Below are 13,425 nucleotides of genomic sequence, written 5' to 3' on the forward strand. Positions count from 1 at the left end.
TCTCCCACCGCCGCCTTAACCCTTCTCTTCTGCGGTCTGCCGCCCGCCCGCTGTCCTGCCAGACCCACGCCCGGCAGGCGGGACCGCGCGCTGTACCCGTCATCCTTTGGCTCGCCTCTCTGCGTCGCGTGACAGGCATCGGGTATCAGCCTCCTTTGGCCGGGCGTTAATGGAGCGTATCTTCCGTGCTGACCCTTCTTCACCTGCTTTCGTCCGTGGCGCTGTTGGTGTGGGGCACCCACATCGTGCGCACCGGGATCATGCGGGTTTACGGCGCCAATCTGCGGCGCGTGTTGAGCGACAGCGTTGAGAAAAAACCGCTGGCGTTCGTTTCCGGCATCGGCGTGACCGCGCTGGTGCAAAGCAGCAACGCCACCGCGCTGCTGGTGACCTCTTTCGTCGCGCAGGGGCTGGTGGGGCTGGCGCCTGCGCTGGTGATCATGCTGGGCGCCGACGTCGGCACCGCGCTGATGGCGCGCGTGCTGACCTTCGATCTTTCCTGGTTGTCGCCGCTGCTGATCCTGGTCGGCGTCTTCCTGTTCCTCAGCCGCAAGCAGATGCGGATCGGCCAGATCGGACGCGTCTTGATCGGCCTTGGGCTGATCGTGCTGGCGCTGGAACTGATCGTCGCCGCCGCCACGCCGATCACCCAGGCGGCCGGGGTGAAAGTGCTGTTCTCGTCGCTGACCGGCGATGTGATGCTGGACGCCCTGACCGGCGCGCTGTTCGCCATCGTCAGCTATTCCAGCCTGGCCGCGGTGCTGCTGACCGCCACCCTGACCGCCACCGGCGTGATTTCGCTGAAGGTAGCGCTCTGTCTGGTGATCGGCGCCAACCTCGGCAGCGGCCTGCTGGCGATGATCAACGCCAGCGGCCAGAACGCCGCCGGGCGGCGCGTGGCGCTAGGCAGCCTGCTGTTCAAATTGGTGGGCTGCATCCTGGTGTTGCCGTTCGTCTCCTATCTGGCGGATGTGATGGCTCAACTGCCGGGCGGCAGCGAAGAGCTGGTGATCTATTTCCACGTGTTTTACAACCTGATCCGTTGTCTGGTGATGATCCCGTTGGCCGGGCCGATGGCGACGCTGTGCGAACGGCTGATCGTCGACGTGGCGGCCGACGACCCGCGCATGCGGCCGCGCCATCTGGACGCCAGCGCGCTGGATACGCCGACGCTGGCGTTGGCCAACGCGGCGCGCGAAACGCTGCGCATGGGCGACGTGGTGGAACACATGATGATCCTGCAGCGCGAAGTGCTGCACGGTAAGCAAGGCGTGGATAAAGAGGTGCGGCGACTCGACGATGACGTCGACGTGCTGTACACCGCCATCAAGCTGTATCTGGCGCAGATCCAGAAGGAAGATCTGGGCGAGGAAGATTCGCGCCGCTGGGCGGAAATCATCGAAATGGCGCTTAACCTGGAACAGGCGGGCGACATCATCGAGCGCATGGCCGGCGACGTGGGCGCCAAATCGCACGCCGCGCGCCGCGCCTTCTCGGCGGAAGGGCTGGCGGAACTGGACGGGCTGCACGAACGGCTGATCGGCAACCTGCGTCTGGGGCTGTCGGTGTTCCTGTCCGGCGACGTCACCAGCGCCAAACGCCTGCGCCGTTCCAAGCACCGCTTCCGCATTCTGGATCGCCGCTACGCGCATGCGCACGTCGATCGTTTGCATCAGCAAAACGTGCAGAGCATCGAGACCAGTTCGCTGCATTTGGGATTGTTGGGAGACATGAAGCGCCTGAACTCGCTGTTTTGCGCCGTGGCCTACAACGTGTTGGATCAGGATGCGAAAGACGACGATCGCGACTGGGAAGACACCCCAAGCACGCTGTAAAAAAAACGCCCCCGGTTTTAACCGGGGGCGTTGCGTTGGGGGGCGCGTTATTTGCCGCTGAACACGCCGGCTTTGGCGTCCGCCTGCTGAGTTGAGGCATGGCCGCTGGCGAACGGCACGTTGCCGTCGACGCTTTGCTTCGCCGCGCCGCCTAACAGTCCACCTACCGTGGCCGCCGCATCGACGCGGCCGCCGCCCTGATAGCGCTGGCCGCTGACGTCCTGCTGGCTGACCTGGCTACCGCCCAGTTCCACCTTGCCCTGCTGGCTGCGGATCTCGCCGCCGGTCAGTTGGGTTTGGCCGCCGACCTGCAGCGCCACGCCGTGCTTACCGGCAATCGCCGACTGCACGCCAACCGCGTTGTTGTTCACCACGTCGGCATTGAGCTTGAGGTGCCCCTGGCGACCGGCCGGACCGGTGATGCTGTCTTTCACCGCGCCGCCGACGGTGCGTGCGCCGCGATCCCACAGCGGGCCTTGCGGTTTTTCGCCGGCCGGCGTTGCCGGCAGCGTGACTTTGCCGTCGGCCTTGCTGAAGCTGACCGCGCCGGTGGTGTCCTGCTGCGGATCAAGGCGACGCGCCACGCTGTTGTACTTGTCGGTGGTGGCGTCGGCCACTTTGTTCACTCCGGCCTCCAGTTTCTCTTTCACCTTACCGGCGTAACGCGGCGTACCGACCTTCGACAGCTTGGAGGTGACGCTGCTGCCCGGATCGTTGCTGTGGCTCAGACCGGCATCCACATCCACCTTCACGCCTGTCTCGACGTCTTTGCGGCTTTCAATGCGCAGATCGCCGCCCACCTTGCCCTGTACGCTGTCGGCGTCGACGCGCGCGCCGGCAAGGCGGGTGTCTTTGCCGCTGTTGAGCGCCACGTCGCCCGCGGTGATGCCGGTGTTGGCGTGGGTGGTTTTATCCTGCTGCTCCACGCCGACTTTCAGACCTGCGCCCAGCGTGTGAGTGTCTTTGCCGGTGTTCGGATCGACCTTGCCGCCGGCGTCCTTGTTGAAGGTTTGACCGCCTCTGGCGTTGGCTTTGATGCCCAGATTCCAGTTGTCCTTATGCTGCTCGTTCTTGGCGGATTCCAGCAGGATGCCGCCGTTTTTCGCTTCGAGTGCGGCGCTGCCGCCGCTGACTTTGGCCCCCTGCAGATGCAGCGCGTCATCGCCTTTGCCGTTGGCGGACAGGGTGACCTTGCCGTCTGAGGCGATAGTGGCGCCCTGGCGCTCGGTCGTGGACTCATTGACCTTGGCGATGTCGAAGGCGCCGCCGGCGGAGAGGCTGCCGCCGGTTTTTTCCTTGCTGTCGCTGCTGCCGGCGCCCAGATCGATATTGCCGGACAGCTTGCTTTCCTTACGCGTTTGGGTCGATTCCGCCGCCTGCAGCGCGACCTTGTTGCCCGCGTTCAGGCTGACGTCGCCCTGGCTCTTGACGTTGGTGCCCTGCAGCGTCAGATCGCGGCCCGCCTTCAGCTCCACACCCTGGCCGTTGACGTTGCCGACCTGCGCGGTGCTGCTGCTGCTTTCACCGTTGTGGGTGCCGCCGCCGAAACCGGCGCCGAAGTTTTTGCTGTCGGCGGTGAAGCCGCCTTTGGCGGACGCTTTGACGTTAAAGCCGCTGTGGTTCTCGCTCTGTTTGTCGCTGGCCTGATCGAAGCGGATATCGCCGCCGGCGTTGACGGCGGTTTTACCGCTGCCGCCGTTCAGCGCGGTACCCTGATAGACCGCGTCTTTTTTCACGTTGACGTTGATGCCGTTGGCCGCGTCGATCGAGCCGGTCACCGCCTGGCTGGCGCTGCTGTTGCTGCGCTGGGTGCCGCCTTCGCCCTTGGCGTCCACGGTCAGATCGCTGCCGGTGGTGGTGTAGACGCGCACGCCGGCGCTGCCGCGGGTGTCGCGGCTCTGCTCGTCCTGACGGTTTGCCGCGGCTTCGCTGCGGTGGCTGTCCGCCGTCAGGTTGACCGCGCCTTTGCTCGCCTGGTACTGCGTGCCCTGATCGCGCACTTCGCCTTTGGCATTGATGTCGATGCTGCCGGCTTTCACCGAGCTGACCACCGCCTGCGAGCTGCTGCTGTGTTTTTCGCTGCTGCCGCCCTGTGCGCCGATATCCAGGCCGACGTTAGGCGCGCCGATGCCGCCGATGTCGTTGATAACGCCGGTAGCGTCCAGCTTGGCCGCCTTGCCGACCGCGCGCTCGACCGGACGGGTCACGGCGCTGTAATCGACGTTGGCGCCGATGTTCACGCCGACGTCGGTTTTGGTGGTGGTGGTGCTGGCGGTGTCGGCGGCGGCAAGGTGATCGACGCCAGCGGCGTTTTCTTGATAGGCGCCGCCGACGCTGTGCTGCGCGCCTTGCTGGGTCAGCTTGTCGCGGGCGTTGATCGTCAGATTGCCTTTGACGTCGCTGCCGGAGGTGATCGCCTTGCTGCTTTGCGTCTGGGTTTTGCTGTTCTCGTAGCCGGCTTCCACGCCGCTGCCGAGTTTGTCGATGCCGCCGGTGTAATAGAAACCGCCGCCGATCTTGGTTTGCTCGGTGTTTGAGGCCGTTTTATCGTCGGCCGCCAGGAACGAAACCTTGTTGCCGCTGACGCTGGCGCCGCCTTTGTCGGCGACCAATTGAGAACCGCTGAAGGTCACGTCCTTCTCCGCCTTGAGCTTCACGCTGCCGCCGCTGAGGCTTGAGGCGCTATTCTCGGTGCGGGTGGTTTTCTCGCTGTCGCGGGTGTGCTCGATGCGCACACCGGCGCGGTACTGCTTGTCACCGGCTTCTTTGGCGTAGCCGTTAACGGTGAGCGCGGTCTTCTGCTCGTCGATGTTCTGCTGCCGCTCGGCGGCCTTGACGTTGATGTTGCCGGTCTTCGACTCGACGCTCAGTTCACCGCCGCTGGCGACCTGGCTGCCGATCACGTCGGCATCCTTGTGGCTGACCAGCTTCAGGTTGGTGTCGGACTTCAGCTCGCTGGCGGTGCTGCTCTGGTAGCTGTTGTCGGCCTTGTGCGAACTGCTGGTGATGTTGAACACGGTGCCGGTGCGCGCGTCGATTTTGTCCACGGTGGTGCTCAGCGCGTTGTCGATGCGCAGGCCACCTTGCGTGGCGGTGACTTCGCCGCCTTTCTGGCCGCGCGCCTTGCTGCCGGTGATGGTGACGCCTTGCTGACCGTTCAGGCGCAGCGTGCCGTCGCTGGTCAGCTCGGAAGCGTGACTGACCTCGCGGCGGTTGCTGTTGTTCTTGTTGTCGCCGCCGCCGATGCCGCCCCAGGAGGTTTTGTCATCGCGCACCGCTTTGGCGTTGGCGGTTTTCTGCACCCCGATCTGAATCTGCTCGTTCGCGTCGATCGTCAGATCGCGCTGGGCGTGTACCCTGGCGCCCTGGGTCGCGACATTGCGGCCGGCTTTCAACGTCAGTTCGCCCTGGCTGCGCAGTTCGCTGGCCTTCAGGCTCTCGCTTTCGTCGCTGCTGCTCCAGCTGCCGGTACGCAGACTGGAGGTGTGGTTGCGCTGGTAGCCGCGCTCGCTGGATTTATCCTTCTCCACCAGCCCGGCAAGGTGTACGTCGCGCGCCGCTTTGACGCTCAGCGCGCGGTCGGCGCTGACATTGGCGCCCAGCAGCTTCACGTCTTCCTGGGTGCTGACGAGTTTGGCGTTGCCGCTGGCGGCGACGGTGCTGCCCGCCTGCTGCAACTGCTCGCGCTCACGGGTGACGTCGTATTGCCAGGAGTAGAACCAGCGGTCGTCGGTGTGGCCCTGGGTCTGTTTCAACTGCTGGCCGTCGAGCGTCAGCTTACCGCCCTGCAGCGTAATGTCTTCGCCGCGGATATCGGTGGCGGTGAGGTGCGCGTGATTATCCGCCACCAGACTGATGTTCTTGCCTTTCAGCTCGGTGCGGGTCAGCTTCTGGCTGCTGCTGCGATCGTTGACGTAGATGCCGCCACGGTAATTTTGATAGTTATCGCCGCCGTTTTTGTTGCTGCTGGCGTCGTCGACGCGGCTTTCGCTACGGATATCATAGGCTTTCACCTTGAGTTCATCGCCGGCGTTCAACGAGCCGGCCAGTTTCACGCCGCTGCCCTGCGCGGTGTTGATGATGTTGATGCGCCCGGCCTGCATGCTGCCGAGGTAGTAGCTGTCCAGCGCGGTCGGTATCTGTTGGCTGGCCTGCACCGTGCCGTCGCGCGCTACCCGGTTAAGGCCGCTGATGGCGTTGATCGTCGCCGAGGTCACTTTACCATTCGAATGTTTGAAATCTTGCACGATCACTTCGCCGCGGCTGTCGATCTTCGGCGCGATCAGATCCAGTACGCCACCGGCGTTCAGGGTGCCATTGAGGCTCAGAGTGTTGCGGTTGCCGAAGGTGCTGTAACCCTGCAGCACGCCGTTTTCCACCAGCGGGTTGCCGACCACCAGTGAGGAATGGCTGGTATTGATGAATCCGCAGCCCTGACAGCTGATACCGTTCGGGTTGGCCAGCACGTAGTCGGCCGCCATGCCGAAGATCTCTTGCTGGCCGTGCAGCAGCGACGGATTGCGGCCGATCACTTCGTTGAGGATCACGCTGGCTTCGCGTCCGCCCAGATTGGGGTTGGCGCCCAGTTGGCCGGCCAACTGCGACAGTCCCGCCTCGCGGGAGTTGTTCAGCACCGCGCCGGGCTGGTTGACGTTGAAGTCCTGATATTGGTTGTGCGACAGCCCGTTGCCGTTCGGCGCGACGATATCGACCACCTGCGCGCCGGTGGCGGCGGTGGAGACGCCGGGGCCGTTGGCGCCGTTGGCCGCAACGATCTCTGCGGCGTAGGCGCCGGCGGAAGCGGCGAGAATAATCGCCAGCGCGGCGGCCAGTTTGCCTGCCGCCGAAAGTCTGAAGTTATTATTTTTCATCCATGTATCTCCGTATATTGCCGTGGGGTCCTGCAAAACTGTTGATTAAAAGGTGTAAGAAAAGCGGGCCAGCACCTGAACGGGATCTTCCGGCGTAGCGTGGTTAGACAAAATCCAGCCGCGGCTGACCTCGAGATCGACCAGCGCCTGGCGGTAACGTAACGTGGCGCCGCTGCTCACACCGGCGCTGCTGCGCCAGCCCGAGTTGTCCTGACGCGGCAGAATGCGGCCGACGTCGGCGCCGAGGCGCGGCGTCAGCGTGGTGGCACCCAGATTGAAACTGCGGGACAGCGTATTTTGCAGATACCAGCCGTTGTCGCCGGACTGGGTGCTGCGGCTGAAGCCGCGCACGGCGCTGCGATCGGTGAGACTCAGCCACTCCACGCCGGGCAGCGGGTCGCGGCTGTACTGGCCATAGAACAGATTGTTGAGCTGATAGGTGGCGTCACCCAGCTGGAGGCGCTGGCTGAGGTTGGCGAACAGCTTGCCTTTGGTGAACTGGCTGTCGAGGTGCACCGAACTCGGGTGGCGGCCGGCCCCCAGCCACGGCATCCCCTGCTCGACGCTGAGGTTGGCGCTGAACACGCCATTGGGCAGAATTTGCAGGTGGCTGGCGCTCAGTTCGGCCAGGGTCAGCGTTGGGCTGCTGACCTCAAGGCGCACGCTTTCGAAGTAGTTGTCGATGCGCTTGTAGGTCAGCTGGCCGCTCAGGCTGTCTATCTGATCGTGATCGCGATAAAACACGTAGTCGCTGCGCAGCCCGTACTGTTGGGTCTGGCCGTGCAGTTTGACCACGTTGTGCGGCAGCTGCTGGTGGTTTTCATAGGACGAGAAGCTGGCGAACCCGCTGAAGGTGAACGCGCCGTACGGCAGCGAATAGAGCAGGGTATAGGCGCGATTATAGCGGTGAGCCGGGTTTTCCAGCGTGCTGTTGGCGTTCAGGCTGACAAAGTCCGATAGGCCAAACGGGCTGTCCAACGTGGCAGTGGCGCGCGCCAGCCACCGGCCGGTGCTTTTTTGGCCGTAATTATCCGTGCCGGCGGTAATCAGCCAGGGCTTGGCATGCTGATTGCGCAAACGAATAACCGAACCACCAACCTGGCGGCCGGGCAATATATCCAGCTTGGTGGTATTCGATTGCAAACGATTGGCCTGATCCAATCCCTGATCGAGCTCGGTTAATTTCAACGGCTTGCCTTCCAGCCCCGGAAATAATAAACGGCTGTTGACCCAGCGATCGCCGCCTTCTATTTTCTCGATAAATCCTTCCGTCACGCTTAACCCCAATTCTCCTTGTGAATTAGGGCGAACAATTTGCACGCGCGCGGTGATATAGCCCTTTTGCACATAAAGACGCGTTAATTCACGGGTCAGGCGATTGATATCGTTGCTGCTGATGCACTGTTCCGGCAGCGCGCTCAGGGCCGACAAATCGGCCGGCGAGAGTAGGGTGACTCCCTGCAGATAAACGCCGGCGATCGGCAGGCACTGCGCGGACTGCGGCAGTGCGGGCGCGGCCGGTTCCGGTTCCGCCAGCAGGCGCTGTTGCTTCAGCTGCTGGTAGCGGCGTTGCTCAATCAACTGGTTGACTTCACGCGTGCTGTCTTGCAACGCGCGGCGCGACTCCCCCATCGACATATCCCGCATCATGTGGGAGTCCGGCAGGGTTTCGGCGGAAAGGGCCGTGCTGACCAGCAGCGTCAAGGCGGTGATTTTTTTTATCATTGTAATCCATTCTGAGAGGCCGCCGGGGCAGCCAGCCCAATCCATGAGGTTAACCACGGGCGGCCGACGGCCGGCCCGAAATAATGAGCGACATGCACATTGCGAGGTATCTTGATTTGCCGCAGCAAATAAGACGGTGGGTATATATCTAAATAATAATTAGGCTGCTTCTTTTATGGCGGGCAACCCTGGTGACTTAATTAATTAAAAAAAGTGGAGCGTCTCTTCCTCTTGCCAACATTATCGGCATGGATAGGAAGAATCTGAATTTTTATTTTTCACGGATGATAGGGGATGAGGGGAATTATGACAATCCGACCAGTGGGAAATACGAAATTTCGCAGGAAAGAAAAGGGACGCAATTGTTTGCGTCCCTACAGGCGGTTTATTTCTTCTTGATAGGGCGGCCGGACCAATAACCCGCCAGCAGTGAACCGGAGAGGTTGTGCCAGACCGAGAACAGCGCGCCTGGCAGCGCGGCCAGCGGCGAGAAGTAGATTTTGCCCAGCGTGGCCGCCAACCCGGAGTTCTGCATGCCCACTTCGATCGCCAGCGTGCGGCAGGTGGACTCGTCGAAGCCGAACAGTTTGCCGCCCCAATAGCCGCTCAGCAGACCGATGCCGTTGTGCAGGATCACCGCGATGATAACGACCAGGCCGACCGAAGCGATATGGCTTTGGCTGCCCGCCACCACCGCGCTGATGATCGCCAGAATGCACACCATCGACAACGCCGGCAACAGTGGCTCGATGCGCTTCACCACCTTGGTCAGGGTATGGTGGACGATCAGGCCCAGGCCGATCGGGATCACCACAATCTGCAGAATGCTCAACAGCATGCCCATGATATCGACGCTGATCTCGGCGTCGACGTACAGACGGGTCAGCAGCGGCGTGGCGAACACGCCCACCAGCGTCGAGACCGCCGAGATGGTCACCGACAGCGCCACGTCACCCTTGGCCAGATAGATCATCACGTTGGAGGCGGTGCCGCTGGCCACGCTGCCCACCAGCACCATGCCGGCGGACAGATCCGGCGGCATGCGGAACAGCATCGCCAGGATCCAGGCCGCCAGCGGCATGATCAGATAATGCAGGAAGATGCCTGCCGCCACCGGGCCGGGGCGCGCCAGCACGCGTTTGAAGTCGTCGAGCCGCAGCGTGACGCCCATGGCGAACATGATCAGCATCAGCAGCGGGCTGACGTAGGGGCCGATAGCGGTAAAGGTGGTCGGCGTGTAATAAGCGGCGACGGACAGCAGTATCGCCCACAGGGGAAATAAGCGCGTGAGTAGTGCCAGCATGCAGGTTTTCCTTAGCCAGATTGAGAACGGTGGATGTGGTTGTGTTTTTATTGCGGGCTCAACATGCTGAACCCCTGCAGGTTTTGAACGGATTTTTTAGACGCAGGGGCGCAGCATGCTGCGCCCGCAATCAGGGATAATGACTTATTCGAACAGGTTGTGATGCAGGGTACGCACCACCTGCTCGGCTTCTTCGCCCGGCACCAGGAAGCACAGGTTATAGCTGCTGGCGCCGTAGCAGATCAGGCGGATATTGAACGGATCGAGCACGCCGAACACCTCTTTGCCCACGCCGCAGGCGCGCGACAGCTGGTTGCCGATGATCGCCACCAGCGCCAGGTTTTCTTCCACTTCCACCCGGCACAGCGACGACAGTTCGGTCAGCAGTGAGGTGGTCAGCAGGCTGCCGCCGACGGAGGTGGCGCCGGTGGTGTCCATGGTCAGTGCGATGCTGACTTCCGAAGTGGTGATCAGATCGACGGAGACATTATGGCGCGCCAGGATGTTGAACACCTCGGCCAGGAAACCGCGCGCGTGCAGCATGTTCAGGCTGTGCAGCGTCAGCAGCGTTTGCTTGCGGCGCAGCGCCAGCGCGCGGAACAGCGGCGGGTTCTCGGTGGTGTTGCACACCAGCGTGCCACCGGCCGCCGGATCCTTGCTGGAGCCGACGAACACCGGAATATCGCTGCGCACCGCCGGCAACAGGGTGGCCGGATGCAGCACTTTAGCGCCGAAGGTGGCCATTTCCGCCGCCTCTTCGAAACCGATTTTGTCGATGCGCTTGGCCGCCGGCACCACGCGCGGATCGGTGGTGTAGATGCCCGGCACGTCGGTCCAGATATCCACCCGGCCGACGCCGAGCGCTTCGCCGAGCAGCGCGGCGGTATAGTCGCTGCCGCCGCGGCCGAGCGTGGTGGTGCGGCCCTTCGGCTCGCTGCCGATAAAGCCCTGGGTGACCACCAGCGCTTCCTGCAGGCGCGGCTGCAATTGCGCCCGGGCCAGTTCGCTGAGCGCGGCGCTGTCCGGCACGGCGCGGCCGAAGTGATCGTCGGTGCGCATCACTTTGCGCACGTCGAACCATTCGGCCTGCACGTTGCGGGCGCGCAGGATTTCAACGAACAACAGGGTGGACATCAGCTCCCCATGGCTGACCAGTTCGTCGGTCAACGCCGTCGAGGTGGCCAGCGACGCGGCTTCCGACAGCATGGCGATGTTTTCCAGCAGGCGGTCTATTTCGTCGCGGATCACCGCCGGCGCCGCGAGGCGATCGAGGATGGCGTACTGGATGCGTCGGATTTCATCAAGCTGGTAATTGCGTTTGTCGGCCTCGCAACCCTCGGCCAGGGCGACCAACAGGTTGGTGACGCCCGCCGAAGCGGACAACACCACCAGGCGGACCTGCGGGTTGGCCAGCACGACGTCGGCGCTGCGGTTCATGGCTTCAAAGTCGGCGACGCTGGTGCCGCCGAACTTGGCTACCACGGTGGAATTCTGGGGTGCTGCTTGGTTCATCTAGAAACCTCGTGTCAGGGATGCCCGTTTGGGGCACTGTAATTCCATAGCCTTGGCACAAGGGGAGAGCGGTAAACAGGGGGCAGGCGTAGAGGTCAGGCTACGATACACCCAGAAGCGCCCCACCTTGTCGATCGCCCTGCGGGCGATCCCCTGGTGACAACCCAGGGGATTCAGCCCCTGTAGTCGATACGATAATGGCCGGCCATTACCCTACCTCGGCGTCGCTCCCCCTCGGGTGCCGTCAACGGAGAAACGGCTCCTCTGACACTCTACCTGGGCGACGCGCCTCTTCTGGCTTGCGCACCGGGTGCGCAAGTAGGCTGTTAGGAATAGCCGGTTATCGCCATTCTGTCAACGTACAGACGGTGAGGGATTTTCATCTTGCACCAGCGCGATAAGCGTACAGGGCATCGCGGGCGTGGAACCGGCGCCAATCGGTTGCAGAGAACCGTCTTCCTTTTGGCTGAATAGCGGAATAACGCCCTGATGTTTCTCCAAATACTCCAGCCAACCGAAATTTTCGTTCAATTTGGTCGCTTTGATGGTGGCCCCTCTGGCGAGCAGGCTGCTCAGGCGGCCGTAGGTGGCTTCCTGATTAAATAAAATTTCATGCCGGCGGAAACGCGAACTTTCCGCGCTGGCGCCGCGCCCTTTCAACGGCGCCCCCGAACGGATGGCGAACACGTGATCTTCGCCGAAGAGGTGACCGAAGTGATAAACCGCCAGCGCGTTCTGGTGGCGATTGGGCGACAGCGCCAGCACCTGGGCGATATTGCTCAGATCGAGGTAGTTCTCGGCGTGTTCGGAGTAGGCGTGGCCATAGTAGGCCGGAATGCCGTCCATGCGCGCCTGACGGTAGTATTCCCAGCTGCTGTCGGTGACGATCACCGGCACGTTCAGCTTGATCAGCGCCTGCGCCAGCATGCGCGCCACGCTGTTGGCGCCGACGATCAGCACGCCGCGCGGTTTCTGCTGTTGCACCCGCAGCCAGCGCGCCATCATGCCGCTGGTCAGGCTTTGCAACACCACGGTGCCGATGATGATGGCGAACACCACGGTCACCAGCCGGTCGGCGCCCTGATAGCCGCTGCGCTGCAGCGTCAGCGCGAACAGCGAACTGACCGCCGCGGCCACGATGCCGCGCGGGGCGATCCAGCACAGCAGCAGCCGATCGCGCCAGTGCAGGGAAGAGCGCCAGGTCGAGACCGCGATGCACAGCGGCCGGGCGATGAACTGCACCGCCAGCAGCAGCAGGAGCAGCGGCCAGCCCATGTTCCACAGCGCCTGAATGTCGAGCCGCGCCGCCAGAATGATGAACAGCGCCGAGATCAGGATCGCCGACAGCTCCTCTTTAAACGCCAGAATATCGCTGGTGTCCACGTCGCGCATATTGGCCAGCCAGATGCCCATCACCGTGACGGTCAGCAGGCCGGATTCGTCGGCGATGGCGTTGGACACGCCGAAGGCGGTCAGCATAATAGCCAGCACCGCCAGGTTCTGCAGGTAGCGCGGCAGCCAAACGCGGCGCAGCGCCAGGCCGAGCAGGTAGCCGAACAGCGCGCCGGCGATAAGACCGACGGCGGCGGTCACGCCCAGCGTCCAAAACAGGTGGGTATAGGACTCCGCATTCTGCTTCAGCACGATAAACTCGAACACCAGCAGGGTGAAGATGGCGCCGACCGGATCGATGACGATCCCTTCCCAGCGCAACACCTGGTTAATGTTGGCGTTCGGCCGCACCACGCGCATCAGCGGGGCGATCACCGTCGGCCCGGTCACCACCGTCACCGCGCCGATCAGCGCCGCCAGCTCCGGCGGGAAATCCAGCAGCCACCAGCTGGCGAGGCTGATGACCAGAAAGGTGGCCAGCATGCCGACGGTGACCAGGTTGCGCACCACGCCGCCGAGGCCGCGTATCTCCTCGAAGCGCAGCGTCAGCGCCCCTTCGAACAGGATGATCGCTACCGACAGCGACACCAGCGGAAACAGCAGATCGCCGAACAGCAGATCCGGCTGTACCAGATGCACCGTCGGGCCGAGCACGATGCCGAACAGCAGCAGCGGCAAGATGGCCGGCAGGCGCAGCAACCAGGCTAGCCACTGCGCCAGCAGCGACGCCAGGCCGATAAGCACCAACATGAGCGGGGCGGATAATTCCATAAGCGAGATCCCTTTC

The 13,425-nt window shown here is 62.9% G+C and carries 6 protein-coding genes and 1 riboswitch; of the genes, 1 reads left to right on the forward strand and 5 read right to left on the reverse strand.

Going from position 1 to position 13,425, the window contains the following annotated elements; translation table 11 throughout:
* Positions 1-185: 185 nt before the first annotated feature.
* A complete protein-coding gene (locus ACJ8OK_RS19020; protein ID WP_004936675.1) occupies positions 186-1,835 on the forward strand; it encodes a Na/Pi cotransporter family protein in 1,650 nt (549 codons plus the stop codon).
* Between the two features lie 47 nt (positions 1,836-1,882).
* On the opposite strand, the gene ACJ8OK_RS19025 is transcribed toward ACJ8OK_RS19020, so the two are convergent.
* The 5 genes from ACJ8OK_RS19025 to ACJ8OK_RS19045 form a co-directional block, all read right to left on the reverse strand.
* Positions 1,883-6,706 carry a hemagglutinin repeat-containing protein gene (locus tag ACJ8OK_RS19025; RefSeq protein WP_135638714.1) on the reverse strand — a complete coding sequence of 1,608 codons (4,824 nt, stop codon included), beginning with the start codon at positions 6,704-6,706 and terminating at the stop codon, positions 1,883-1,885.
* Positions 6,707-6,751: 45 nt separating this feature from the next.
* Positions 6,752-8,431 carry a ShlB/FhaC/HecB family hemolysin secretion/activation protein gene (locus tag ACJ8OK_RS19030; RefSeq protein ID WP_033631958.1) on the reverse strand — a complete coding sequence of 560 codons (1,680 nt, stop codon included), beginning with the start codon at positions 8,429-8,431 and terminating at the stop codon, positions 6,752-6,754.
* A 385-nt stretch (positions 8,432-8,816) separates the two neighbouring features.
* A complete protein-coding gene (gene panS, locus ACJ8OK_RS19035; RefSeq protein ID WP_033631960.1) occupies positions 8,817-9,734 on the reverse strand; it encodes a ketopantoate/pantoate/pantothenate transporter PanS in 918 nt (305 codons plus the stop codon).
* Positions 9,735-9,878: 144 nt separating this feature from the next.
* Positions 9,879-11,246, reverse strand: coding sequence for a lysine-sensitive aspartokinase 3 (gene lysC, locus ACJ8OK_RS19040; RefSeq protein ID WP_004936686.1), 1,368 nt, complete (start codon positions 11,244-11,246; stop codon positions 9,879-9,881).
* Between the two features lie 107 nt (positions 11,247-11,353).
* Positions 11,354-11,548: riboswitch (Lysine riboswitch) on the reverse strand.
* A gap of 52 nt (positions 11,549-11,600) precedes the next feature.
* Positions 11,601-13,409: a cation:proton antiporter gene (locus tag ACJ8OK_RS19045; RefSeq protein ID WP_033631961.1), complete on the reverse strand. Its 1,809-nt coding sequence runs from the start codon at positions 13,407-13,409 to the stop codon at positions 11,601-11,603.
* Positions 13,410-13,425: the final 16 nt, after the last annotated feature.

This window comes from Serratia sp. CY71090 (assembly GCF_052166845.1).
Lineage (GTDB): Bacteria > Pseudomonadota > Gammaproteobacteria > Enterobacterales > Enterobacteriaceae > Serratia > Serratia nematodiphila.